Here is a 24,412-nt window from a genome sequence, read left to right as displayed (position 1 = left end):
GCGCGCGTCAGCGCACCACGGTGTCTGCCACCAGCTCCAGGTCGCTGGCCCGGATGTCCACGTCGGGCAGCACGCCCGACAGGTCGCCGGGTTGGGCCGCCGCCTTGCCCGAGCGGCTGATGCGGATCTCGACGCGGACGCGGCTGGCCTTGGACAGCGTTGCGTCCGGCGACATGGCGCTGCCGTCATCCAGCACAAAGGCGCGCGGCAGGTCAGAGACGCGCCACTGCGTGATGGCCAGCGGCATGCGCGAGCCCGTGACGGGGCGCGCCAGGATGAAGACGGTATCGCCGGGCTGCACCTGATCGCGAAGGGCGTCGGCGATGCGCGCCGTGCCGGATAGACGGGCGGGGGCAGCCGTGGCGTTGCCATTAGCGCTTGCGTTGTTGGCCGACGGTGCGCCGGCCTGAAGGCCGCTGGCCGGCATGACGGGTTCGCCGCCTGGGGCGCCACGGGTCGGCATGCTCGGTTCGTTGTCTTTGGCGTCAGTTGCCGGCATGACCGGTGCTCCGTCTTTGACGCCAGTCGTCGGCAAGACCGATGCGCCGGCCGCCATGGCGCGTGCCTGCGCGATGTTCGACTGGATCTGGCGCGCGGCGTCGGAGTCCGCCGGCAGCAACGCTTGCAGCCGCTGCCAATGGCCCAGCGCCTCGGCGGCGTCGCCCCGACGCAACGCCATCATGCCGGCCAGCGCCAGCGCCTTGGGCTGGTCCGGGTCATTGGCCAGCGCCTCGGCCACCGCCGCGATGGCGTTGGCGTCGGGCTTGCCCTGGTTGGCGGACAACAACGCGTCGGCCAGGTCCGCCAAGACGACGGGTTGGCCCGGCACCAGGCGCAACACCTGCCGATACGCGGCCACGGCGTCCGTATAGCGCCCCAGCGTTTCGTAGGACCGCGCCAGCATGTACCAGCCGTCGGCATCGTCCGGGGCGGCGCGCAGCCGCCGGGCCAAGGCGTTGATGGCCACGGCCATGTCGTTGGCGCTGTCACTGTCGTTGTCATTGGCTGCCGGATTATTCGGCGCCGCACCGATTGCCGGGTCGCTCGCAGCACCGTTCTGCAAACCAATCGACGGGTCGATCCCCGCACCGTTCTGTACACCGTTCGCCGCGTTGCCGCGCGCCATGTTGGCATGCGCGGGCGCTGCGCGCGTGGCCGTCATGTCCGCCACCGCGCGCGGATTGCCCAGCTTGCCGTATAGCAACACGGCAGCCACGGGCACCAGCACGCTCAACAGGCAGGCGGCGGCCAAGGCGGCGCGCTGGCCGCCCGCCGGTCCCACGCGGGGCTGCCTGGCCGCCAGGTCTTGCAGCAGTTCTCGCTGCAATTCTTCTTCCGCGCGCAGCTTGGCCTGGGGTGTCAGGCTGCCGCTACGCACGTCGCGCTGCAATTGCTCGCGCTGCGCCAGATAGAAAGCGCGCAGGCTTTCGTCAGCGGCGGGCGCGGTGGACGGCGCGCGGCGCAGCAGAGGTGGGATGAGGCATAGCAAGGTCGCCAGCAACAGCAGCACGACGACGATCCAGAGCGTGGTCATGGGCCGGTGTCCAGAAAGTTCGCGGCGCGTGCGCGCTCGTCGGCCGTCAGCGGCGCGCGCGCCACGGCGCGCCGCTTCAGGGTGCGCAGCAACACCCAGAAGCCCAACGCCAGCAGGGCGAATGGCCCCAGCCACAGCAACCACGTTATGGGTTTGAAGGGCGGGTCGTAGCGCACGAAGTCGCCATAGCGGTCTTCAAAGAAACGCATGATTTGCGCGTCGCTGCGGCCGTCGGCCAATTGCGCGTGGATCAGCTTGCGCATGTCATGCGCCAGCGGCGCGTTGGAGTCAGCCAGGCTCTGGTTCTGGCAGACCAGGCAGCGCAACCCGTGCGCCAGCTTGTCGGCGCGTTGCTGGTCGGCGGGCGATAGCGCGGGCAGGGCGGCAGGGGCGGGCGGCGAAGCGGCCTGCACAGCTGATGCGCCGAATGACAACGCGAATGACATCACGAGCGACATCAAGACTGGCATCACGAGTGACATCACGAGTGGCATCACGAACGACACTAAGAACGGCGGCAAGAACGGCGGCAAGAACGCCAAGACGGCCGTCGATGTTCGCGCCGGTTCCGACGGCAGCGTTGGCCTTAGCTCCGTCAATCCTGCTATCCCGGGTTTATGCCGCCGTCTCATTTCAGCGCCTCGATGATCGGCAATATCCGCGACCGAAAGATGTCGGGTGTGATCAAGCCCAGATGCTTGTGGCGGATGCGGCCCGCGCCGTCGATCACGAAGGTCTCCGGCACGCCGTACACGCCATATTCAATGCCCACGCGCCCGTCCGTGTCGCTGGCCGACGCGACGTACGGGTTGCCGTTGCGTGCCAGCCAGGCGGCGGCGTCGTCCGGCTGATCTTTGTAGTTCAGCCCGTACAGCGGAATGGCATATTGCCGGGCGGCCTCGCGCAGCACGGGCACTTCTTCCTGGCACGGCGCGCACCAGGATGCCCACACGTTCAGCAGCCACACCTGCCCGCGCAGCGCTTGCACGTCCAGCCGTTCGCCGGGCGATTGCAGCACGGGCAGGTTGATGGCGGGGGCGGGCTTGTCGATCATCGCCGATGGCACGGCGCGCGGGTCTCGCGACAGCCCCATCGCCAGGAACACGGCCATTGCCATGAAGACAGCCAGCGGCAGCGCGTAGCGCATCAATAGCCCTCCCGGGCTTGACGCCGGGCCGGTGCCACGGCGGGCGGGTTCTGGCGTGCGACGGCTTCCTGCTGCCGGCGATAGCGCTTGTCGCCCGCCGCCAGCAAGCCGCCCAGCGCCATCAACAGGCACCCGGCCCAGATCCACGTCATGAAGGGCTTGACCTGGATGCGCACCGTCCAGGCCGTGTTGCCGCCGGCATCGTCCACCGGTTCGCCCAGCGCCACGAACAGGTCGCGCGTGGGGCCGGTGTCGATGTCGGCCTGGCTTAGCGCCATGTCCTGCACGGTGTACAGGCGTTTTTCGGGATACAGCGTCACCACGGGTTTGCCATCGCGCGTGACGATGAATTCGGCGCGCTGGGCGGTGTAGTTGGGGCCGGTGGCGGGCGCGATGCCGGCAAACTTGAATGCGTAGCCGCCCGCTTCCTGGGTGGCGCCGACGTCCATGCGGATCTCGTGTTTGACTTCATAGCCGTTGGCCAACGTGACGCCCGCGATGAAGACGCCGATGCCCGCGTGCGCCAGCAGCATGCCGTACCAGGATCGCGGCTGCCGAGCCAGGCGGCGCAGCCATTGTCCGTGGGCGCCGTCGTTCAAGCGTTGCCACGCGTGCGCGCCGCAGGAGGCTACTGACCAGGCGGCCAGCCACAGCCCAAGCATGACCAGCGGCGAGCCCAGCCGCGCCGGCCCGGGCATGGCCAGCGGCAGAACCACGGCGGTTGCGACGCTGACGGCGAAGGCCGCTCGCAGGCGGCGCGCCAGGTCGGGCACTTCGGCCTGTTTCCAGCGCGCGACCGGGCCCACGCCCATCAAGAAGATCGCCGGCGTCATCAGCGGCACGAACACCGCTTCGAAGTAGGGCGGGCCGATGGATATCTTGCCCCAGTCCAATACGTCCAGCACCACGGGGTACAGCGTGCCCAACAGCACCGCGCCCGCCGCCACCGTCAGCACCACATTGTTGGACAGCAACAGGGATTCGCGCGAGAGCAACGAAAACCCGCCGCCCAGGCCCACCGACGGCGCGCGCCACGCGTACAGCGCCAGCGAGCCGCCGACGATCACCGTCATGAAGGCCAGGATGTACAGGCCGCGTCCCGGGTCCACGGCAAACGCATGCACGGATGTCAGCACGCCCGACCGGACCAGGAACGTGCCCAGGATGCTGAGTGAAAACGTGCAGATGGCCAGCAGCACCGTCCAGCTGCGAAATGCGCCCCGGCGCTCGGTGACGATCAGCGAATGGATCAGCGCAGTGCCAGCCAGCCAGGGCATGAACGACGCGTTTTCGACGGGGTCCCAGAACCACCAGCCCCCCCAGCCCAGCACGTAGTAGGCCCATGCGCTGCCCAGCAGGATGCCCACGGTCAGGAACGTCCACGCGGCCAAGGTCCATGGCCGCACCCAGCGCGCCCATAGCGCGTCCAGCTCACCGGACAATAGCGCCGCGATGGCAAAGGCGAAGGCCACGGAAAAACCCACGTAGCCCATGTACAGCATCGGCGGGTGCACGATCATGCCGGGGTCTTGCAGCAGCGGGTTCAGGTCGCGGCCGGCCATGGCGGGCGGCATTAACCGTTCGAACGGGTTGGACAGGAACAGCATGAACAGCAGAAAGCCCACGCTGATCCAGCCCATGACCGCCAGCACGCGGCCGGTAAAGGGCAGGGGCAGGCGGTGGCTGAAGACGGCAACCGCCAGCGTCCAGGCAGACAACAGATACAGCCACAGCAGGAGCGAGCCCTCGTGCCCGCCCCACACGGCGGCAAAGCGATAGGCCGCGGGCAGGTCGGCATGCGAATTGCCCGCCACATACAACACCGAAAAATCGTTATCGACGAACGACCACGCCAGGCTGCCGAAGGCCAGCGTTGTCAGGCAGAACTGGCCCACGGCGGCGGGGCGTGCCACGCGCAACCCCGCCTGCCAGCCGGTGGCCGCGCCGATCAGTGGCAGCGTCGCCTGCGCCAACGCCACCAGCAGGGCAAGGATCAGGCTGAACAGGCCGATCTCGGGAATCATCGGGCCTCCGGGCGCAAGGGGCCGGCAGCGGCAAGGTTGTTGGCCGCGCTGCCCGGCGTGCCGCCGGCCTTGCCATCGGCGCCATCGACGCCACTGGGGGCGTTGCGCGCGCGCTTGAGCGCGTCGGCGGCTTCCGGCGGCATGTAGTTTTCGTCGTGCTTGGCCAGTACCTGCGTGGCGCGGAACACGCCGTCGGCATCCAGCTTGCCGGCAACCACCACGCCTTTGCCTTCGCGGAACAAGTCGGGTAGCAGGCCCTGGTAGGTGACGGGCACGGTGTGTGCGGTGTCGGTCACGATGAAGCGTAAGGTGACGCCGTCCGGTTCCCGCCGCACCGAGCCTTGTTCGACTAAACCCCCCACGCGAAAGCTGCCGCTGCGTGGCGCCTCGTTGGCCACGACCTGGCTGGGGCTGAAGAAGAACACCAGGTTCGATTGCAGCGCGTTCAACACTAGCGCCGTGGCCATCGCCAACAACGCCAGGCCGCCCGCGATGGCCCATGCGCGGCGCTTACGCGGGGTCATGGACGGGCTTCATGGACGGCCTCATGGACGGGCGCATGTGCGGGACTCATGGACCGGGGCTTCGACGGACTCATGGGCGCCCCGACGAAGCGGGTGGGTCGGACAAACCGCGCGATGGGGGCGGGCTGAACTGTTGGCGCGGCGTGCGCATGCCGGACCGCTTGCGCGCGCGGCGCCATAGCGAAAATACCTCCAGCGCCATCAACGCCGCCGTCACGCCGTAGGCGCCCAGCAGATAAGGGCCATGGCCTTGCAGCGAGAACAACGCGTCCCAGCTCATGGCGCCTCCGGTCGGCTGGGGCGCACGGCGCCCGGTTCGCGTTGCGCGATCAGGCCACGCACGCGTGCCAGCGCCACCGCCGCGCTGTACAGCCAGAACGCCGCCACCATCAGCAGCATGGCGGCCACCATGATGCGCGCCATGCTGGGCGCGGTGGTCAGGCTGATAGATGCGCCCTGATGCAAGGTGCTCCACCATTGCACCGAAAAATAGATGATCGGCACGTTGACCACGCCGGCCAGCAGCAGGATGGCGCCGCCGCGGTCGGCCCGGCGCACATCGTCGGTGGCCGCTTGCAGCGCGATGAAGCCCAGGTACAGAAATAGCAGAATCAGCTCGGAGGTCAGCCGCGCGTCCCAGACCCACCACGCGCCCCAGGTGGGCTTGCCCCAGAGCGCGCCGGTCCACAAGGTCAGGAACGTGAACAGCGCGCCGGTGGGCGCCAGCGCGCGCATCATCATGAAGGACAGGCGCGTGTTGTAGACCAGGCCCAGCGTGGCATATGCCGCCATCACCAGGTACAGGAACATCGACATCCAGGCGGCCGCCACGTGTATGAACAGAATGCGGTAGACCTCGCCCTGTTGGCTGTCCGGCGGCGCGATGACCAGCCCCACGACCAAGCCCGCCGCGCCGAACAATGCGGCGGCCAGCGCCAGCCAGGGAATCAGCCGACCGGCCAGTGGGTAAAACAGCGCGGCAGAGGCATAGCGCATCCAGCCATAGCCGGCGCTTGCGTCCGCCCTTGCAATGGAACCGGAATCGAAGACAGGTGGCTTCTGCATGGGGTCCCTCATTCCAACGCCACGCGCAGCGCGGCGGACGCGCTCCAGGGGCAAAGCAGAATCGCCAGGCACAGGCATGCGCCCAGCAGCGATAGCTGCGGCCCCGCGCCCAACCCGGCATGCGTGGCAGACACCGCGCCCGCGCCGAATATCAGCACCGGCACATACAGCGGCAACACCAGCAGGGGCAACAGCGCAGCGCCGCGCAGGCCCAGCGTCAGCGCCGCGCCCAGGCCGCCCACCAACGCCAGCGTGGGCGTGCCCAGCAGCAGGGACAACACCAGCACGCCGATGGCTTGCGGCGGCAGATCGAATTGCAATGCCAGGATGGGGCTGGCCAGTATCAACGGCACGCAGCCGCTAAACCAGTGCGCCGCCAGCTTCACGCCCACCAGCAGCGGCAACGGATGCGGCGAGACCAGCAGCTGCTCCAGCGCGCCGGTGTCGTGGTCTTGCGAAAACGGGCGATGCAGGCTTAGCAGGATGCCTAGCAGCGCGCACACCCACAGCACCCCCGGCCCGATGGCGCGCAGCAGCGCCGGGTCGGGGCCGACCGCCAGCGGAAACAGCGACCCGGCGACCACGAAAAACAACGTCGCGCCCAGCGTGTCGGCGGGTCGCCGCCAGGCCAGCCGGATGTCACGCAACACCAACTGAGACAGCGTAGCCAGCATCCGCGTAGTCATCCATGTTCAGGGTTTGCAAGCGATTGGAAGCGGTGGCGGGCTGCCGATGGCAGGCCACCACCGCCGCGCCGCCATCGTCCAGGTGCGCATTCAGTTCGGTCCACAGTTGTTCGAGGCTGGCCGCGTCCAGCCCCGCATCGGGCTCGTCCAGCAGCCACAACGGCTTGCCGCCCAGCATGACGCCGGCCAGCGCCACCCGGCGCGCCTGGCCTTGCGACAAACGGGCCGCCAGTGTGTGCAGGCAGGCGTTCAGGCGCCAGGCCGTCAGACCTGCCGCGATGGCGTCATCGCTTTGCGGCACGCCCGCCACATGCAGGCAGTAGCGCAGATTTTCCAGTGCGGTCAGGTCGCCGCACAGCGCGTTGGCGTGGCCCAGATACGCCACGCGCGCGTGGTACGACGACGGGTCGCGGAACACATCCCGCCCCAGCGCCTGCAACGAGCCGGCCATGGGCCGCAGCAAACCGGCCAGCATGCGCAGCACGCTGCTCTTGCCGCTGCCGTTGGCGCCGTGCAGATGCAGTAACTGCCCGGCATGCACATCAAAGTGCAACGGGCCCACGCCTTGCCCCGGCACACCGCCGCGCGGGCAGCATAGGCCGTTGGCGGCCAGCAGGGGCGCGGGCGCGTCAGCGGGCCGCATTGGCGGGCTCCACCTTGGCTGGCCCGGCCTTGGCGATTTCCTTCGTTGCGCCGGCCGCCGGCGCTGCGTTCGATGTTTGTGCCGGCGGGATATGCGGCAACGTGTGCGCGATGCCCTTGTGGCAGTCGATACAGGTCTTGGACTTGTCCGCCAGATACGTGGAATGCATATTCTGCGCACGTACGCTCTGGCGCGTGAAGTCCATGTATTCGTAGTTGTGGCAGTTGCGGCATTCCAGCGAATCGTTCGCCTTGAAGCGTGCCCATTCGTGCTGCGCCAGTTCCAGCCGCTTGTCCACGAATTTTTCGCGCGTGTCGATGGTGCCGAAGATCTTGCCCCACACTTCCTTGGACGCCTGCATCTTGCGCGCGATCTTGTCCGTCCAGTTGTGCGGCACGTGGCAATCGGAACACAGCGCGCGCACGCCGGAGCGGTTGGTGAAGTGGATGGTGCCCTTCAATTCCGCGTAGACGTTGTCGCGCATTTCATGGCAGCCGGTGCAGAATTTTTCGGTGTTGGTCAGCTCCATCGCGGTGTTGAAGGCGCCCCAGAACAGGATGCCGCCGATGAAACCGCCTATCGTCAGAAAGCCCAGGCTGAAATGCACGCTGGGGCGGCGGATGATGTTCCAGTAGCGCTTCAGAAGCTTGACCATGGCGGCATCCTGTCCGTTACTTCTTGCCTGTGGCGGGGGCGGTCAGGCGCTTGAGGATCACGTCGATGTCCTCATAGGTGTTGGACACCAGCGGCTTGGCCTCGGCCTGCGGCACGTGGCATTGCACACAGAAATACCGGCGTGGCGACACCTCGGCCAGCACGTTGCTGTCGCGGTCCATGTAATGCGTGACGCTGAGCGGCGGCGCCTGGGTTTCCTCGGTGTTCACGCGAGCATGGCAGGACAGGCAGCGGTTGTAGTTTTTGTCGATCTGATAGCCATCGATCTTGTGCGGAATGGTGGGCGGCTGCATCGAATACGTCCGCATCCGCTTGATGTCCTTGTTCTCGATGGGGCTGATCAAGGGCGGGTCGGTCTCGTCGGCAATGGGCGTGGGGCCCCGCATGGGGTCTTCGACCTCCAGCGGCGGGGCAGCGCGGGCGGCGCAAGTCAACAGCACACCCGCAACTAGGGCGATGGCGATGGCGGCGGCGCGGTGGTTCATGGCTGTCTCCCCGTGGCCGTCAAACCTTGACGATCCGGACCGCGCACTTCTTGAAGTCGGTCTGGAACGAGATCGGGTCGGTGGCGTCCAGCGTCACCTTGTTGATCAGCTGGCCGGCGTCGAACCAGGGCACGAACACCAGGCCGCGCGGCGGCTTGTTGCGTCCGCGCGTTTCCAGCCGGGTGCGCATCTTGCCGCGGCGCGATTCGATTTCGACTTCCACGCCCCGCCGTAATCCCATGGCCTGCGCGTCGTCCGGGTGCATGAAACAGACCGCGTTTGGAAAGGCACGGTACAGCTCGGGCACGCGCCGCGTCATGGACCCCGAATGCCAGTGTTCCAGGATGCGGCCGGTAGACAGCCAGAACGGGTATTCCTTGTCCGGCGATTCAGGCGGCGGCTCGTAAGGCAGGGCATAGATGATGGCGCGGCCGTCCGGGTGGCCGTAGAACTCAAAGCCCGAGCCCGCCTTCACGTAGGGGTCGCTACCTTCGCGGTAGCGCCACAGCGTCTCTTTGCCGTTGACCACCGGCCAGCGCAAACCGCGCACCTCGTGGTAGGTGTCGAAGGGTGCCAGGTCGTGGCCATGGCCCCGGCCGAACTCGGCATATTCCTCGAACAAGCCCTTTTGCGCATAGAAGCCGAATGCCCGGGCTTCCTGGTTTTCATATTCCGCATTCAATTCGCTATTGGGAAATTTGTTGACTTTGCCGTTGGCGTACAGCACGTCAAACAGCGTCTTGCCGCGATACTCGGGCTTCTTGGCCAGCAGGTCAGCCGGCCAGACTTCTTCCACCTTGAAGCGCTTGGAAAACTCCATCAGCTGCCACAGGTCGGAACGCGCATCGCCGGGCGCGTTCACCAGTTGATGCCAGAACTGCGTGCGCCGTTCGGCGTTGCCGTAGGCGCCTTCTTTTTCCACCCACATGGCGGTGGGCAGGATCAGGTCGGCCGAAATGGTCGTGACCGTGGGGTAGGCGTCCGACACCACGATGAAGTTGGCCGGGTTGCGGTAGCCGGGCAGCCCTTCGTTCATCAGGTTGGCGGCGGCCTGCATGTTGTTGTTCACCATCACCCAGTAGGCGTTGATGGTGCCGTCCTTCAGCATGCGGTTCTGCAACACCGCGTGCGCGCCGACCTTGTCGGGGATGGTGCCGTCCGGCAACTGCCAGATTTCTTCCGCGTGGGCGCGATGCTTGGGGTTGGTCACCACCAGGTCGGCCGGCAGCCGATGCGAAAACGTGCCCACTTCGCGCGCCGTGCCACAGGCCGACGGCTGGCCCGTCAGCGAGAACGGGCTGTTGCCGGGCGTCGAGATCTTGCCCGTCAACAGGTGGATGTTGTAGGCCATGTTGTTGGCCCAGACGCCGCGCGTGTGCTGGTTGAAACCCATCGTCCAGAACGAGGTCACGCGGATTTTCGGGTCGGCGTACAGTTCGGCCAGATCCTGCAATTGCTTTTGCGGGACGCCGGTCAGCTTGGACGTATATTCCAAGTCGTATTTCGAGACGAACTTGGCGAATTCATCGAAGGTGATGGGCTTGGATCCCCCCGCCTTGTCCGCGTTCTTGGCCGCCTTTTGCAAGGGATGGTCGGGGCGCAGGCCATAGCCGATGTCGGTATTGCCTTCGTGAAATACGGTGTGCTTGTCGACGAAATCGCGGTTCACCCGCTTGGTCTGGATGATGTAGTTGGCGATGTAATTCAGGATGGCCAGGTCGGTCTGCGGCGTGAAGGTCAGCGTCAGGTCGGCCAGTTCGTACGAGCGATGCTCGAAGGTGGACAGCACCACCACGCGCGTCTTGGGCGCGGACAGCCGGCGGTCGGTCACGCGGGTCCACAAGATGGGGTGCATCTCGGCCATGTTCGAGCCCCACAGCACGAAGGCGTCGGCGTTCTCGATGTCGTCATAACAGCCCATGGGTTCGTCGGCGCCGAAGGTGCGCATGAAACCCACCGCCGCCGACGCCATGCAATGGCGCGCGTTCGGGTCCAGGTTGTTGGACCGAAACCCCGCCTTCATGAGCTTGAGTGCCGCGTAGCCTTCCCAGATGGTCCATTGGCCCGAGCCGAACATGCCAACCGCAGTCGGTCCCTTGTCTTTCAGGACGCGCTTGAACTGTTCGGCCATCACGTCAAAGGCCTGGTCCCAGGACACGGGGGCAAACTCGCCGTCCTTGGCGTACTTGCCGTCTTTCATGCGCAACAGCGGCGTGGTCAGCCGGTCGTTGCCGTACATGATCTTCGACAGAAAATAGCCCTTGACGCAATTCAGCCCCTTGTTCACGTCGGCATTGAAATCGCCGTGCGTGGCCACGACCTGGTTGTCCTTGACCGCGACGTTCACGCCGCAGCCGGTCCCGCAGAACCTACAGGGCGCCTTCGACCATTTCAGCTTGGCCGCTTCGGATTCGGTCACGATGTTTTGCGTCATGCCGACGATGGGAATGCCCGCCACGGTGGCCGCGGCTGCGGCGGCGGATTGCTTGATGAAATCTCTACGAGCCATGGACATCGCCAATCTCCTCGTTCATCGCGGCCAGCGTGTCGGCATGCTGGTAGACCAGCGCCGAAGCCAGTACGCCATCCAGGCGCTGGATCTCGGAGATCCGCGCCATCATGTCGTCGGTGGTGGGCGCTTCCAGCGTGACGACCAGCTTGCCGGTGTCGGACGCGCCGTGGATGTCCGAGCCCGCTATCGCCAGGATGGCGGCGCGCACGTCGGGCAAGCGGTGGGGCAGGGCATGCACAACCAGACTGGCGATGTGCAGCTCGGGCGGCGCCGGGGGCGGCGCATTGGGGGGGAACGCGGACATGGAGGGGTTTCCGTCGCGTGGCATCAGCTGCCCGGGGGGCCGGCGATCAGCTGATAGAACCAGACGATGAACCCGTAGCCCGCCACGATGATGACCGTAAGGACGGGGGCCATGACAGCCGTCAGGAACAGAAAACTTCGCAGCTCCTGAGGCTTGGTGTAGCCATCAGACTCGTTTTGCACACACCACCTCACTTGAAAAGTCGGGGTATTGCATTGAACGTGCGGATGTCGAAGTTTTTAGCAGTGCTTTTACATTGCGTCAATGTTGCATGACGGCGAAACACTTTTGCGGCGCTGCAATAAGCAAGCCCGGCGCGGCGCTATCGCGGCGGGGGCAGGCGAGAACGCGGCAATGGCGCGGCGACGCACGCGCGATTGCCGGGCGATAAAAAAAGCGTGCCGGACGCGCTGGCCGGATTGATCCGGCGAGGCATCAGGCACGCGATCCGCCATCCACAATCCGGCAGCGGCGGGGATACGTCTACGGGTTCAGGCAATCGCCCCGTAGATGCGGCGCGCGTCGGCGGCGGTGGCGATCGGGCGGCCCAGCGCGCGTGCGCCGTCCGCTGCCTGACGCACCAGCGCGGCGTTGTCCGGCGCGATGCCGCCGTCGCGCAGCTTCAAATTATTTTCAAAGCCCACGCGCATGTGGCCGCCAAACGCGGCCGCCGTCGTGACGCAGGCGTTTTCCTCGGGGCCAAACGCGCACACCGCCCAGGGCAAGGACTGATCGTACGCGCCCAGGAATGGCAGCAGGTCATACGCCGACGACGTCTGCCCGGCGCTGTAGCGGCCCAGCACAAACAGCACCGACCACGCGCCGGGCGGCACCAACCCGCGCGCGCGCAACGACAACCAGCGCCGCACGTCGCCTTCGTCGTACAGGATGATCTGCGTCATGATGCGGCGCTCGGCCAGCCACGCCAGAAACGCCGCAAGCTCGGCTTCGGGAATGTCCGGCACGGCGATTTCGCGCAGCCCGATCGATACGGCTTCGGGTTGCAGTTCGCGCACCAACGCAATCTGCTCGGCCGCCTTGTACACGCCGGCGGCTTCACTGGTGACCTGCACCAGCAACTCGCGACCCACCGCGCGTTCCACGGCGGTCAGGGCGTCGCGATAGGCGGTGGCGTCCAGCAGATGGCTGCCGTCCGGCTTGCGCACGTGCATGTGCATCATGCCGGCGCCCGCGTCCAGGCAGGCGCGTGCTTCGCGCGCCAGGTCGTCGGCGGTCAGCGGCACGGCCGGATGGTCGGCGGCTTTCTTGTAGGCGCCGTTGGGCGCCACGGTGATGATGACGGGGGAATCGGCCAGCGCGGCGCGCGGCAGGGCAGAGGCGTTCAAGGCTGGATCTCCGGCAGTTCCGGGTTGATAAGGTCTAGGCCGGCGCGCAGCAAGCGATCGTAGCGGGCACGCTCGGCGGCAATGGATTCGGGCGTCCAGGCGTAGAAACCCTCGCCCGCCTTCATGCCGTGGCGGCCATCGGCGGCGCGTTCGGTCAGGCAGCGCGCGGGGTGGTCGGCGTTGCAGAACGTGGGGTACATCGTGGCGCCGGCGGCTGCGTGTACGTCGATGCCGGCGTGATCGCGCTGCATGACGGGGCCGGCCGCCAGGAAGCGAAAGCCGAAACCGAAGCGCACGGCGGCGTCCACGTCTTCCGGCGACGCGATGCCGCGGTCGATCAGGTCAAACGCCTCGCGCGACAGCGCGTGCTGCAAGCGGTTGGCCAGAAAACCGGGCAGGTCTTGCTTGACCTTGACCGGCACGCTGCCGCAACGGCGCATGAACGCAATCAACGAATCGGCGCAGGCGTTATCGCTGGCCTCGCCCAGCACCACTTCCACCAGCGGCACCAGGTGCGCGGGCATGAAGAAATGCAGGCCCAACATGCGGCCACGCGTGTCCAGGCCTTGGCTGATGGCGCTGATCGGAAAGCTGGAGCTGTTGCTGGCCAGGATGGCGTCCGGGCGCGCGCGCCGCGCCAGGTCGGCAAACAGCGCCTGCTTGATGTCCAGCCGTTCGGGTATGCACTCGATCACCAGGTCCACGGTGGACCAGTCCACGTCATCCAGGCTGGCAGCCGTGGCCAGCAGCGGGGCGTTGGCCTCGCGCCCGATCGTTTTCAGGTTTTCGGCCACGCGCGCGGGCAGGCCCGCCGCGCGTTCGGCGTTCGATTCGATCACGGTGGTGCGGCAGGCGGCGCGCGTCAGCACCACCGCCACGTCCGCGCCCATCGTGCCGCCACCCACCACCACTGCATGCGCCGCGCCCGGGTTGGGCAGCGCAGTTGCGTCCGTCTGCATGGTTTGCTCCTGTTATTGCATCGTCGTTGGGGGCGAGTGTAGAGAAGCCGGTTTGATAGATGAATCAGATTTTTTGGATAGAATGATCGATAAACCAGATCAATACAAACCGAGGTTTTGGGGACATGCAGATCAATCTTTCGATGCGCGACATCGATACCACGCTAGTGCTGGGCCGCACGCTGAACTTCCGGCAGGCGGCGGCGCAACTGCATCTGTCGCAGTCGGCGCTGTCCACGCAGATACAACGCATTGAAGAAGCGCTGGGCGTAAGGCTGTTCGACCGCACGACGCGCACGGTGCGCCTGACAGCGGCGGGCGAGGTCTTCATGCAGCAGGCCGCCACCTTGCAGGTTGCGTTCCGCGACGCCATTGCCGCCGTCAGCGGCGTCACCAGCGCCGAGCAGGGCCAAGTGTCGGTCGCCGCCTTGCCGTCGCTGGCCGCGCGTCTGCTGCCGCGCGTGCTGATGGCGTATCGACAGGAACACCCCAACGTCGCCCTGAAGGTGCGCGACACCTTGTCCGGCCCCGCGTTCGACCTTGTGCGCGCAGGCGAGGTGGACTTCGCGCTGACCGCCGCCGACCCCCAGCACGCCGACCTGCACTACGTGCCGCTGATGTCCGACAGCTTTTTGCTGCTGATTCCCGAGTCGCACGCCTTGGCAAGGTCAAGTGGCCCGCTGCGCTGGGCCGACACCGCCACCGCCGCGCACGTATCGATGGTGCAGCCCAGCAGCGTGCGGCAATACACGGAATGGGCCTTCCTGCAAAACCGCATCCGCTTCACGCCCGCGTTCGAAGCCGAACACCTGACGACCATCGTGGCGATGGTGGAATGCGGTTTCGGCGTGGCGGCCCTGCCCGAGATCGCCGCCGGCGCGGTATCGCAGACGGGGATCGTGCAACGCCCGCTGATCGGGCCGGTTGCGGAAAGGTCGATTGGCCTGGTCACGTCACGCAACCGCAGTTTGTCGCCAGCGGCGGCGGCGTTGGTGGGGACGTTGAAGGAATATTTGGCGGCGCGGTAACGCATGGTCTATCCCGCCGGCCGCTCCAGCCCCAGATGCCCCCGCAGCGTAGTGTGTTCGTATTCCGTACGAAACAAGCCGCGCTGCTGCAACACGGGCACCACCTGGTCCACGAAGTCATCGATGCCGCCCGGCAACGACGGCGGCATCAGGTTGAAGCCGTCGGCGCCTTCGTTACGGAACCAGTGTTCCATCCGGTCTGCGATTTGCTCGGGCGTGCCCACCATCGTGCAATGGCCGCCACCCGCCGCCAGGCGGCCCAGCAGTTGTCGCACGGTGGGTTGTTCGGTTTCAATGATGCGCAAAATGGTGGCGTAGCGGCCCTTGGGGCCCTTGAATTCATGCAGCGGCACCAGCGCCGGCACGGGGGCGTCCAGCTCCCAGGTGCTGCAATCTTGCAGCACGAAGGTGCCCAACTGCCGTAGCGATGCGTCGCTGGGCAGCAACACGTCCAGCTCGCGCTGTTTGGCGCGGGCTTCGGCTTCGGTTGACCCCACGTACGTAACCAGCCCCGGCATGATGGGCACGAAGGCGGTGCGCCCTGCGTCGCGTACGCGTTGCTTGATGTCGCGGTAATACGATTGCGCGGCCGGCAGGTCATAGGCCACGGCGTAGATCGCCTCGGCTCGCCGGGCGGCCAGGTCGCGGCCTTGGTCGGATGCGCCGGCCTGGAACAGAACGGGGTGGCCCTGGGGCGGGCGTGGCACGGTCAGCGGGCCGTCCACCAGGAAGTGGTCGCCGTGATGGTGGATCGGGCGCACGCGCTCGGGCACGCCATAGACGCCGTTGCGGTCGATGGCCAGGGCATCGTCCTTCCACGAATCGAACAAGCGCAACGCTACGTCCACGAATTCTTCGGCGCGCGCGTAGCGCCAGTCGTGCCCCGGCATGGCTTCAAAGCCGTGGTTGCGAGCTTCGGCGTCGAACATCGACGTGACGACGTTCCAGCCCATGCGTCCGCCCGATATGTGGTCCAGCGACGCCACCATGCGCGCCGCGTGGAACGGCGTGAAAAAGGTGCTGGACACGGTGCTGATCAAGCCGATGTGCGTGGTGGCGCGCGCGATGGCGGCCATGGTCGTCAGCGGCTCCAGGTACCAGCGCGGGCCGTCGCCGATGTTGTCGGTGGACTGGCCGTCGGCAAAGAAAATGGCGTCCAGCTTGCCGCGTTCCGCCGTGCGCGCCAGCGATTCGTAATAGCGGATATCGCCCAGGCGTTCAGCAGCCGAGTCCGGATGCCGCCAGGCGGCGCGGTGGTGGCCGCAGCCGAAGATGAACAGGTTCAGGTGCAACATGGCGATCAGTTCTTCACGAGGCCGCCGTCCACGACCAGGTTCTGGCCGGTGACGCTGCGCGACCAGGGGCTGGCAAAGAACAGCACGGCATCGGCGAACTGTTCCGGCGTGGTGACGGCGCGCAGCGGCGTGCTGGCGGCGATCAGGTCGAACACGGCTTCTGGCGTGGCGGCCGACGCGTCAGTGGTGCGCAAGAGGCCGCCGGACACCATGTTGACCGTGATGCCGTCGGGCCCCAGGTCCTGCGACAGCGTGCGCGTGAACGACAGCAGCGCGGCCTTGGCGGCGGTGTAGTCGTGATACGGCACCACCGGGTTCTGGACCAGGTTGGTGCCGATGTTGATGATGCGGCCCACCCCAGCCTGGCGCATGCCGGGCAGGGCGGCTTGCGTCGTGTTCAGCGCGCCGCGCACGCTGCCTTCGATCTGCTGATTCAAGTGGTCCCAGGTCAGCGTGTCGGCATGGGGGCGCGCGTCGCCGTTGAAGGCAAAGGCGGGCAGGGCGTTGTTGACCACCGTGGTGACGGGCATGCCGAAGTGGCTTTGCGCCTGGGCGATCATGGCGGCGACGGCGGTTGCGTCGCGCACGTCGGCCTGAACCGCCAGCGTCCGTTGCGGCGCGGTGGCGGCCAGCGCCTGCGCGGCCTGGGCGCTGTTCAGGTAATTGATCACCACCTTTGCGCCTTCCCGCAAAAAGGCCCGCGTGATGTGCGCACCCAATCCGCGGGCGCCTCCCGTCACGATTACCAGTTGTTCATTCAAGGCGGGGGCGGGGTGGGCAATGGGCATGGTGGGCTCGTCGGTTCACCGGCACGCGTGCAATCAGGTGCCGCAAGCGGGCGAACTTAGCATAAATCGATGCGTTGACATTGGCTTGCCGCGACCCTAATCTTGCGGCAATTCCTGGGGGAGCCTGTTTGGCTGAGATTCCGCGTTGTCGCGGTAACCCTTTGAACCTGATCCGGGTAATGCCGGCGAAGGGAAGGACATCGCGCCATTCGCGCGCCCTCCCTAGTGCTTTGATCCATCAGCGGCCCGCCTTGCGGACGGGGCCGCAACGCGCGTCCGGCCGTTTGCCGGGCCAGGGAGGACCGCTTTCCATGCTGACCCAAACCACCGCCTTGATGTGGCTGCTGCTCTTTTCGGGTGGCTTTGCCGCCGCCAGCGTGCTATATACGCGACGCAAGCGCGGCACGCTGGAAGACTACATCGTGGCGCGCAACAGCCAGGGCGCTTTTGGCACCATCCTGACGCTGATGGCGTCCACGCTGGGCGCCTGGATTCTGTTTTCGCCGGCGCAGGCCGCCACCTGGGGCGGCTTGGCGGCGGTTATCGGCTACGCGCTGGGGTCCATGTCGCCGCGCCTGGTCATGATCCCGTTGGGGCGGCGCATGCGGGAACTGATCCCGCACGGTCACACGCTGACGGAATTCCTGATGGCACGGTACGGACGGCCCATGTACGGGCTGGCGCTGTTCATCATGCTGTTCTACCTGTTCATCGCGCTGTCGGCCGAGGTCACGGCCATTGCCAAGCTGGTCACCATGCTGGCGCCGGTGCCGCTGTGGGCCACCGCCGCCATCGTGATGGGCACGACGCTGCTCTACACCACGTATGGCGGCTTGCGATCATCGATCTTCACCGATCAGGTGCAGATGATGGTCATCGTGCCGCTGCTGGTGATTCTTTGCGTGGTGGGCTGGCAGGCGGCGGGCGGGGCGTTGCCGACGATCGAGGCTTTACGTGCCAAGGCGCCACAGCTGCTGGATCTGACCGATCCCGTGGGTGTGAAGGCCGGCCTGACCTTCTTCGTGGCGATTTTGCTGACCGGCATCTTCCACCAGGGCAATTGGCAGCGCATCTATGCCGCCAAAGACACGCGGTCGATGCGCAATGGCTTTTTGCTGGGGGGTATCCTGGCCGCGCCGTTCATCTTCCTGATGGGTTTGTTCGGCCTGGCGTTTGTCGGGCTGGCGCCGCAGGGCGATAGTTCCATCGCGCTGTTCAGCGTCATCATGCCGCACGCGCCCGCCTGGTTCGTGATCGCGCTGATCCCGTTGGGCCTGTCGTTGGTCATGAGCACGGCCGACACCGCCATCAGCGCCGTGTCCAGCATCGTGGCGGTGGATATGCGCCGCCTGATGCCGCGCGCCACCGGCATGGACATGAAGCGTCTGGCGCGCTGGGCGGTGTTGCTGCTGGCGATTCCGGTGATGATCGTGGCCTCGCAGGGCTATAGCGTGCTGTACCTGTTCCTGCTGGCCGACCTGCTGTGCTCGGCCGCCGCGTTTCCGGTGTTCTATGGTCTGTTCAGCCGCAAGCACGATGGCGTCACCGCAACGACCGCGACGGTCGCGGGCCTGGCGGCCGGGCTGTTCTTCTTTCCGGCGCCGGGCGACAAGCCTACGTTTCTGCTCGAATCGTTTTTGCTGGCCGCCTTTGTCCCGGTGCTGGTCACCGTGTTGATGCGCGGGATGCGTCGCGGCGTCAAGGAGTTTGATCTGTCGACACTGAGCGCGGCGGTGCGCCGTTTGGACAAGGACCCGGCCTGATGGTGGCTTGAAATATGGCCTGAATTTCGGCCTGAATTTCGGCCTGAATTTCGGCCTGAATTTCGGCCCGATCCCGCGCCGCCAGCCAAAACAAAAAAGCCTTGGAACACGTTGCGGTGTCCAAGGCTTTCTTGTCTGGAATATTGGTGGAGCGGAGGAGGATCGAACTCCCGACCTTCGCATTGCGAACGCGACGCTCTCCCAGCTGAGCTACCGCCCCAATGAAGCAAGAGCAAAACTATACCTGAACAATAAAGCGCCGCGCAATACGGCGCGGCGCAATTATTTTCAGACGAATTCCAGGGTGGCCACCACCGGCGCGTGGTCCGACGGCTGCTCGTTGCGGCGCGGCTCTTTGTCGATGACGCAGGCCACGCAGCGCTTGACCAGCGGGGCCGACAACAACACGTGGTCGATCCGCAGGCCGGCATTGCGACGGAAGGCGAATTGCCGGTAATCCCACCACGAAAACGACTTTTCGGGCTGCTCGAACAGGCGGAACGAATCGGTCAGGCCCAGCTCCATCAGGCTGCGCAAAGCCGCGCGTTCCGGTTCAGACACCAGCACCTGGCCTTCCCATTTCTCGGGGTTGTGCACGTCTTCATCGGCCGGGGCGACGTTGTAGTCACCCAGCACCGCCAAGCGCGGATACTGCTTGATTTCCTCGGCCAGCCAGTTGCGCATGGCGTCAAACCAGGCCAGCTTGTACAAATACTTGTCCGAATCCACCGCCTGACCATTGGGGCAGTACGCACAAACAACGCGCACGTCGCCTTCGGGGCTGGGAAACGTCAGCGCCAGCACGCGCTGCTGCGGATCGTCGTAGCCAGGAATATTGCGCACCATCGACGTACCCGGCACGCGCGACACAATCGCCACGCCGTTATACGTTTTCTGCCCCGCCCAAACCGCGTGGTAACCGGCTTCCTTGAACGCCGCCTCCGGAAACTTGTCGTCGGTCAGCTTCAGTTCCTGGATGCACAGCACATCGACAGGATTGGCAGCCAGCCAATCCAGCACCTGCTGCAGGCGTACATTCAGGGAGTTCACGTTCCAGGTAGCTAATTTCATGATTTTTGTAGACCGTTTGGGGATGCGGTTCTGGTTGTCGTTGGGTTTCTGAAGGGCGGCGTCGGCTGTCCAACCGTGCGCGGGCATAGTTGGCGAGCGTGCGCCCATGCCGGGCGCGCGCCAGAGATAAGGCCAGATGATACCGTGGCGGCTTGGCCGTTCGCTGTGCAGTGGACCAACAGGGGGGGCGTCGCTGCTTCCGGGCGTGCCGGAGTAGGAACTTGTCCTACATTTTGCCGATATGCATGTCAAAACACGCTTTACTGCCTAGACTGTTGCAATACTTCTTCTGGGAGCCGCCCATGAAAACCTCGCCTGCGCAGGACGACCAAGCCCACCTTATTGACATGCCGGACGAATTGTTTGGAACCAGGTCGCCCCGACCGATTTCACGTGGTCTTGAACAGGCTGCGCCCAAATGGGCGGGGCCGCGCCCGTGCGCGCCTTCCGCCAAATCCGGCAGATCGTCCATAGAGCTCGGCGCAACTTCGGATCCCGCTAGGAAGCCGACGTTAAAAGCCCTTTTATTGAGCGACTTCGCGCGTACCGAACAGTTGACGCCTGCAAGGAACCAGAAGCGCCTGGCGCTTCCTGCTTTCGCTTCTGCTACGCGCCGATGAAATTATGTACTTGCTGGACACCAACGTTGTTTCCGAACTGCGTCGTCCCCGGCCGCATGCCGGCGTCGTCGCCCGGCTGCAATCGGTGGATGACAGCAGGTTGCACCTGTCCGCGGTAACGGTCGGCGAGATTCAGATCGGAATCGAGAGGACGCGGGCTCAGGATCAAGCCAAAGCGGAAGACCTCTCACGCTGGTTGGACGCCTTGCAGGACGTCTATAACGTCCTGCCCATGCATGGCAGGGCCTTTCGGCTGTGGGCCAGGTTAATTCACCGCCGCTCTGACACGCTGAATGAAGATGCCATGATCGCCGCGACCGCGAAACTCGCCAGGATGATCGTGGTGACCCGAAACGTTGGCGACTTCGTTCATTTCGACGTTCCCATCCTGAACCCATTCCAGCCGTCTTCGCCTTGATCAATGCTCAGACCCGCTATTGAGCATCCGGCTCTTGGCCTTTTCGATATGGGAGCGCATGACGTTGCGGGCGCCGTCGGCGTCTTGGGCCTGGATCAGGCGGTACAGGTGGCGGTGTTCGTCGATGGCGGCGCGGGTGCGTTTCCAGGGTTCGCTGTGGACCAGGTGGCGCATGACGTTGACGGCATGGCTGACGTCGTATTCCAGTGACTTGAGCACTTGCACGAAGCGCTGGTTGTTGGTGGCGGCGGCGATGGCTTGGTGAAAGCCGTAGTCGTAGTGATGCGCGATGGCGCCGGAAGCGTCGGCTTCTTCGTAGCCCGTCAGCATGCGGTCCATGTCGTGCAAGTCGTCGCTGCTGCGGCGCAGGGCGGCCAGGTAGGCGCATTCGGGCTCGATCACCATGCGTAGTTCCAGGCCTTCCAGGATGTGGCCGACGCGGCGCGCCGGGTCAACGGCGGGCATGCCGCCCATCAGGTCGGGCTTGGCGCGCACGTAGGTGCCGGAGCCTCGGATGGAGTCCACCAACCGGTCTTCGCGCAGACGGTCCAGCGCTTGTCGGACCACCGGGCGCGACACCTCGAACAGCGCGGCCAATTCCAATTCGGTGGGCAGCTTGTTGCCCGGCGCGATCTTGCCGGTGGCGATGGCGTAGAACAGGCTTTCGTAGACGCGTTCGGCAAAGCGCTCGGCGCGGACATAGCCCAGGCCAGAGGCCACGTCCGCCAACACGTCCAATTCGGGGCGGGGGCGGGAAGCGGATTCCAGTAGTGCGTCCAGCTGCGGGTCACGCTCGTTGCTCATTGGCGCGTTCCTGAAAGTGAATAGCGTGAAGAAAGCGGAAGTTTGTCAGTCGCCATGACAACATCGCGGTATCCGGGAAAAATTCCAGGGTGGGCACAGATCAGTAACCGTCTGATAGATAAGGGATTACCCGAATCCTTAGTCAAAAATTCCGAGCCTTGGATAGAAAGCTGTCAATTCAATTGACAAGTTATGCCGGCCTCCCGTAATTTGCCACAAACGACATCGCCCGCGCCGCTGACGCGCGGACGGCGACACGGGGTTTCCCGTTGCGCCCAGCCATCGGCAAAAACCGGCAAACCCGGAATGACCGCCGGGCTGCATCCGAGACAACACGACCACCGCCAATATGGGCTGCCGCACACCTACCGCTACCTTGCACTTTTTATCGTGCCGGGAACGTTGCGCGCGCGTCGGCGCCTTTTCCGCAACTGGCCGTTCGGCCGCTACTTTACTCCGCACACCGTGACTCAGAAGAACTTTATCGCCAATCAATGGGTGGCCTCTGCCACCGGTGAAACCATTGCCGTCGTGAACCCGTCCGATGGCAAGCCCTTCGAGGCGATTGCCCGATCCGGCGAGGCGGACGTAGACCGCGCCGTGCAGGCCGCGCGCCAGGCGTTTGAAGGCGAGTGGGGCCAGATGGCGCCCGCCGTGCGCAGCCGCCTGCTGATGAAGATTGCGTTTGCCCTGCTGGACCGCCAGGAAGAGCTGGCTCAACTGGAATCCGCCGATACCGGCAAGCCCATCAAGCAGGCGCGCGCCGACGCCGCCGCCGTGGCGCGTTATTTCGAGTTCTATGCCGGCGCCGTCGACAAGCTGCATGGCGAGACCATTCCCTACACCCCGGGCTTCACCGTGCTGACCGTGCGCGAAGCGCATGGCGTGACGGGCCACATCGTGCCCTGGAACTACCCGCTACAGATCTTTGGCCGCAGCGTTGGCGCGGCGCTGGCCGCCGGCAACGCCTGCGTGGTCAAGCCCGCCGAGGACGCGTGCCTGTCGCTGCTGAAGCTGGCCGAGATTGCCGCTGAAGTCGGCCTGCCCGCGGGCGCGCTGAACATCGTCACCGGCTACGGCCATGAAGCGGGCGCGGCGCTGTCGGCGCATCCCGGCATCGACCATATCTCGTTCACGGGTTCGCCGCAGACCGGCAAGATGGTGGCCCATGCCGCCGCCGACAACCACGTGCCGGTGACGCTGGAACTGGGCGGCAAGTCGCCCCAGATCGTGTTCGATGACGCCGACCTGGACGCCGCCATGCCGGTGCTGCTGGCCGCCATCATCCAGAACGCCGGCCAGACGTGCTCGGCGGGCAGCCGCGTATTGATTCAGCGTGGCGTGTACGAAACGGTGCTCAAGCGCCTGTCGGACGCCTTCGCCGCAACCGTTACCGGCCCGGCCGCAAAGGACCTGGACGTGGGTCCGCTGATCAGCGGCCGCCAGCACGATCGCGTGCGCGGTTTCCTGGCCGAAGCGCAAGCGGAAGGCTTGAAGGTTGCCGCGCGCGGCCAGCTCCAGGACGGTGCGCCCGAGTCGGGCTACTACCAGCCGCCCGTGCTGTTCCGCGACGTGCCGCCCAACAGCCGCCTGGCGCAGGAAGAAGTGTTTGGCCCGGTACTGGCCGCCATGGTGTTCGACACCGAGCAGGAAGCGCTGGAAATCGCCAATGGCACGCTGTACGGCCTGGTGGCGGGCGTGTGGACGCGCGACGGGGCCCGCCAGATGCGTCTGGCCCGCCAACTGCGCGCCGGCCAGGTCTTCATTAATAACTATGGCGCCGGCGGCGGCGTGGAACTGCCGTTTGGCGGCTCGCGCCAGTCGGGCTATGGCCGCGAAAAGGGCTTTGAAGCGCTGTACGGTTTCACCACGCTCAAGACCATCGCCATCCGTCATTGATGGCTGGCGGGTGACGCCAGGTACCCGCATGCGGTGCGGCGGTCCGGAGCAAAATATCGGTTAACGTTGATGTTTTGCTTCTGGGGCCCGCCGCCCCGTATTCAGGATCAGTATGTTCACCGGTATTGTTCAAGGCACCGCGACGATCGCAAAGATCGCGGACCGCGAAGGCCTGCGCACCTTCACGCTGGATTTCCCCCCTGGTTTCTGTGTAGACCTGGCCATCGGCGCCAGCGTATCGACGGACGGCGTCTGCCTGACCGTTACTGAACTGCTGTCCGACAACCAGGCCACGTTCGACGTGATGCTGCAAAGCCTGGCCATCACCACGCTGGGCAGCTACGCCGAAGGCGACCGCGCCAACGTCGAGCGCGCTGCCAAGGACGGGGCCGAGATCGGCGGGCATCCGCTGTCGGGTCACGTCGATTTCACGTCTGAAGTCATCATGGTGAAGTCGTCCGACACCAATCGCCTGATGCGTTTCAGCATTCCCGAAGCCTTCCGCAAATACGTGTTCGCCAAGGGCTATATCGCCATCAACGGCGCCAGCCTGACTGTGTCGGACGTGAACCGCGCCGAAGGCTGGTTTGATGTGTGGCTGATTCCCGAAACGCGCCGCATGACCGTGTTCGAAGACAAGCAGGTGGGCGACTTCGTCAACATTGAAATCGAGCGCAGCACGCAGGTCATGGTCGATACCGTGCGCGAAACGGTGCAGGAAAGCCTGGGCAAGCTGCAACCGCTGCTGGAAGCCATCCTGAAGGAAAAGGGGCTGACACTGGAAGACTTTGTCAGCCCGCGGGGCAAGCTGAAATAACGCGC

The 24,412-nt window shown here is 65.5% G+C and carries 25 protein-coding genes, 1 tRNA gene and 1 riboswitch; of the genes, 5 read left to right on the top strand and 21 right to left on the bottom strand.

Annotation, left to right across the window (positions count from 1 at the left end; translation table 11 throughout):
* Nucleotides 1–7 precede the first annotated feature (7 nt).
* From ccmI to AC0Z35_RS11875, 16 genes are all read right to left on the bottom strand, one after another.
* The gene (gene ccmI / locus AC0Z35_RS11950; protein WP_485132029.1) at nucleotides 8–1,534 is read right to left on the bottom strand and encodes a c-type cytochrome biogenesis protein CcmI; all 1,527 of its coding nucleotides are present in this window, start codon (nucleotides 1,532–1,534) and stop codon (nucleotides 8–10) included.
* On the bottom strand, nucleotides 1,531–1,980 hold the full coding sequence (locus AC0Z35_RS11945) for a cytochrome c-type biogenesis protein (protein ID WP_370512743.1): 450 nt from the start codon (nucleotides 1,978–1,980) through the stop codon (nucleotides 1,531–1,533). Before AC0Z35_RS11945 ends, ccmI begins: the two co-directional genes overlap by 4 nt.
* Nucleotides 1,981–2,162: 182 nt before the next feature.
* Nucleotides 2,163–2,684, bottom strand: coding sequence for a DsbE family thiol:disulfide interchange protein (locus AC0Z35_RS11940; RefSeq protein ID WP_082134458.1), 522 nt, complete (start codon nucleotides 2,682–2,684; stop codon nucleotides 2,163–2,165).
* Nucleotides 2,681–4,705: a heme lyase CcmF/NrfE family subunit gene (locus AC0Z35_RS11935; RefSeq protein ID WP_104145346.1), complete on the bottom strand. Its 2,025-nt coding sequence runs from the start codon at nucleotides 4,703–4,705 to the stop codon at nucleotides 2,681–2,683. Before AC0Z35_RS11935 ends, AC0Z35_RS11940 begins: the two co-directional genes overlap by 4 nt.
* Nucleotides 4,702–5,229 (bottom strand): cytochrome c maturation protein CcmE, encoded by a 528-nt coding sequence (gene ccmE, locus AC0Z35_RS11930; RefSeq protein ID WP_314357080.1) that lies wholly within the window; start codon nucleotides 5,227–5,229, stop codon nucleotides 4,702–4,704. The genes AC0Z35_RS11935 and ccmE overlap by 4 nt, the downstream gene beginning before the upstream one ends.
* 70 nt (nucleotides 5,230–5,299) lie before the next feature.
* Nucleotides 5,300–5,509 carry a heme exporter protein CcmD gene (ccmD, locus tag AC0Z35_RS11925; RefSeq protein WP_120154830.1) on the bottom strand — a complete coding sequence of 70 codons (210 nt, stop codon included), beginning with the start codon at nucleotides 5,507–5,509 and terminating at the stop codon, nucleotides 5,300–5,302.
* Nucleotides 5,506–6,294 carry a heme ABC transporter permease CcmC gene (gene ccmC / locus AC0Z35_RS11920; RefSeq protein ID WP_413815386.1) on the bottom strand — a complete coding sequence of 263 codons (789 nt, stop codon included), beginning with the start codon at nucleotides 6,292–6,294 and terminating at the stop codon, nucleotides 5,506–5,508. The genes ccmD and ccmC overlap by 4 nt, the downstream gene beginning before the upstream one ends.
* A gap of 8 nt (nucleotides 6,295–6,302) precedes the next feature.
* A complete protein-coding gene (gene ccmB, locus AC0Z35_RS11915) occupies nucleotides 6,303–6,968 on the bottom strand; it encodes a heme exporter protein CcmB (protein ID WP_046804576.1) in 666 nt (221 codons plus the stop codon).
* The gene (ccmA, locus tag AC0Z35_RS11910; RefSeq protein WP_485132028.1) at nucleotides 6,934–7,623 is read right to left on the bottom strand and encodes a heme ABC exporter ATP-binding protein CcmA; all 690 of its coding nucleotides are present in this window, start codon (nucleotides 7,621–7,623) and stop codon (nucleotides 6,934–6,936) included. Before ccmA ends, ccmB begins: the two co-directional genes overlap by 35 nt.
* Nucleotides 7,610–8,278, bottom strand: a complete 669-nt coding sequence (locus tag AC0Z35_RS11905; protein ID WP_104145342.1) for a cytochrome c3 family protein — start codon at nucleotides 8,276–8,278, stop codon at nucleotides 7,610–7,612. The genes ccmA and AC0Z35_RS11905 overlap by 14 nt, the downstream gene beginning before the upstream one ends.
* A 16-nt stretch (nucleotides 8,279–8,294) precedes the next feature.
* Complete coding sequence (locus AC0Z35_RS11900; protein WP_143215357.1) at nucleotides 8,295–8,783, bottom strand: nitrate reductase cytochrome c-type subunit; 489 nt, start codon at nucleotides 8,781–8,783, stop codon at nucleotides 8,295–8,297.
* A 19-nt stretch (nucleotides 8,784–8,802) separates the two neighbouring features.
* Nucleotides 8,803–11,298 (bottom strand): periplasmic nitrate reductase subunit alpha, encoded by a 2,496-nt coding sequence (gene napA / locus AC0Z35_RS11895; RefSeq protein ID WP_485132027.1) that lies wholly within the window; start codon nucleotides 11,296–11,298, stop codon nucleotides 8,803–8,805.
* The gene (locus AC0Z35_RS11890; RefSeq protein WP_046804581.1) at nucleotides 11,282–11,599 is read right to left on the bottom strand and encodes a chaperone NapD; all 318 of its coding nucleotides are present in this window, start codon (nucleotides 11,597–11,599) and stop codon (nucleotides 11,282–11,284) included. The genes napA and AC0Z35_RS11890 overlap by 17 nt, the downstream gene beginning before the upstream one ends.
* 23 nt (nucleotides 11,600–11,622) lie before the next feature.
* Nucleotides 11,623–11,781, bottom strand: coding sequence for a periplasmic nitrate reductase, NapE protein (gene napE / locus AC0Z35_RS11885; protein ID WP_035212934.1), 159 nt, complete (start codon nucleotides 11,779–11,781; stop codon nucleotides 11,623–11,625).
* Between the two features lie 309 nt (nucleotides 11,782–12,090).
* The gene (locus AC0Z35_RS11880) at nucleotides 12,091–12,945 is read right to left on the bottom strand and encodes a beta-keto acid cleavage family enzyme (protein ID WP_319304549.1); all 855 of its coding nucleotides are present in this window, start codon (nucleotides 12,943–12,945) and stop codon (nucleotides 12,091–12,093) included.
* Nucleotides 12,942–13,904, bottom strand: coding sequence for a 3-hydroxyacyl-CoA dehydrogenase family protein (locus AC0Z35_RS11875; RefSeq protein ID WP_485132026.1), 963 nt, complete (start codon nucleotides 13,902–13,904; stop codon nucleotides 12,942–12,944). The genes AC0Z35_RS11880 and AC0Z35_RS11875 overlap by 4 nt, the downstream gene beginning before the upstream one ends.
* Before the next feature lie 125 nt (nucleotides 13,905–14,029).
* Between AC0Z35_RS11875 and AC0Z35_RS11870 the strand changes: the two genes are divergently transcribed.
* Complete coding sequence (locus AC0Z35_RS11870) at nucleotides 14,030–14,932, top strand: LysR family transcriptional regulator (RefSeq protein WP_219992200.1); 903 nt, start codon at nucleotides 14,030–14,032, stop codon at nucleotides 14,930–14,932.
* Nucleotides 14,933–14,940: 8 nt separating this feature from the next.
* On the opposite strand, the gene AC0Z35_RS11865 is transcribed toward AC0Z35_RS11870, so the two are convergent.
* Nucleotides 14,941–16,227, bottom strand: coding sequence for an LLM class flavin-dependent oxidoreductase (locus AC0Z35_RS11865; RefSeq protein WP_485132025.1), 1,287 nt, complete (start codon nucleotides 16,225–16,227; stop codon nucleotides 14,941–14,943).
* Nucleotides 16,228–16,232: 5 nt separating this feature from the next.
* Nucleotides 16,233–17,015 (bottom strand): 3-oxoacyl-ACP reductase, encoded by a 783-nt coding sequence (locus tag AC0Z35_RS11860; RefSeq protein ID WP_046804586.1) that lies wholly within the window; start codon nucleotides 17,013–17,015, stop codon nucleotides 16,233–16,235.
* A gap of 106 nt (nucleotides 17,016–17,121) precedes the next feature.
* Nucleotides 17,122–17,226: riboswitch (TPP riboswitch) on the top strand.
* Between the two features lie 100 nt (nucleotides 17,227–17,326).
* On the opposite strand from AC0Z35_RS11860, the gene AC0Z35_RS11855 reads away from it, so the two are divergent.
* Complete coding sequence (locus AC0Z35_RS11855) at nucleotides 17,327–18,778, top strand: sodium:solute symporter family protein (RefSeq protein ID WP_219992201.1); 1,452 nt, start codon at nucleotides 17,327–17,329, stop codon at nucleotides 18,776–18,778.
* A 144-nt stretch (nucleotides 18,779–18,922) separates the two neighbouring features.
* Here the strand turns inward: AC0Z35_RS11855 and AC0Z35_RS11850 are convergent.
* A tRNA-Ala gene (locus AC0Z35_RS11850) sits at nucleotides 18,923–18,998 on the bottom strand.
* Nucleotides 18,999–19,066: 68 nt separating this feature from the next.
* The gene (gene xth / locus AC0Z35_RS11845) at nucleotides 19,067–19,849 is read right to left on the bottom strand and encodes an exodeoxyribonuclease III (protein WP_104144911.1); all 783 of its coding nucleotides are present in this window, start codon (nucleotides 19,847–19,849) and stop codon (nucleotides 19,067–19,069) included.
* 624 nt (nucleotides 19,850–20,473) lie between these two features.
* Between xth and AC0Z35_RS11840 the strand changes: the two genes are divergently transcribed.
* A complete protein-coding gene (locus AC0Z35_RS11840; protein WP_485132024.1) occupies nucleotides 20,474–20,887 on the top strand; it encodes a PIN domain-containing protein in 414 nt (137 codons plus the stop codon).
* Here the strand turns inward: AC0Z35_RS11840 and AC0Z35_RS11835 are convergent, their stop codons facing one another.
* The gene (locus AC0Z35_RS11835) at nucleotides 20,888–21,691 is read right to left on the bottom strand and encodes a FadR/GntR family transcriptional regulator (protein ID WP_485132023.1); all 804 of its coding nucleotides are present in this window, start codon (nucleotides 21,689–21,691) and stop codon (nucleotides 20,888–20,890) included.
* A gap of 465 nt (nucleotides 21,692–22,156) precedes the next feature.
* Here AC0Z35_RS11835 and AC0Z35_RS11830 point away from each other — a divergent pair, with 465 nt between their 5' ends.
* On the top strand, nucleotides 22,157–23,590 hold the full coding sequence (locus tag AC0Z35_RS11830) for an aldehyde dehydrogenase family protein (RefSeq protein ID WP_046804645.1): 1,434 nt from the start codon (nucleotides 22,157–22,159) through the stop codon (nucleotides 23,588–23,590).
* A gap of 112 nt (nucleotides 23,591–23,702) precedes the next feature.
* Nucleotides 23,703–24,407, top strand: a complete 705-nt coding sequence (locus tag AC0Z35_RS11825; protein ID WP_485132022.1) for a riboflavin synthase subunit alpha — start codon at nucleotides 23,703–23,705, stop codon at nucleotides 24,405–24,407.
* Nucleotides 24,408–24,412 lie beyond the last annotated feature (5 nt).

The sequence above is a fragment of the Achromobacter sp. 1L-A-4-B-C2 genome, assembly GCF_057291955.1.
The sequence above is the reverse complement of the archived record's forward strand: the minus strand, read 5'-3'. Positions and strand labels throughout refer to the sequence as shown.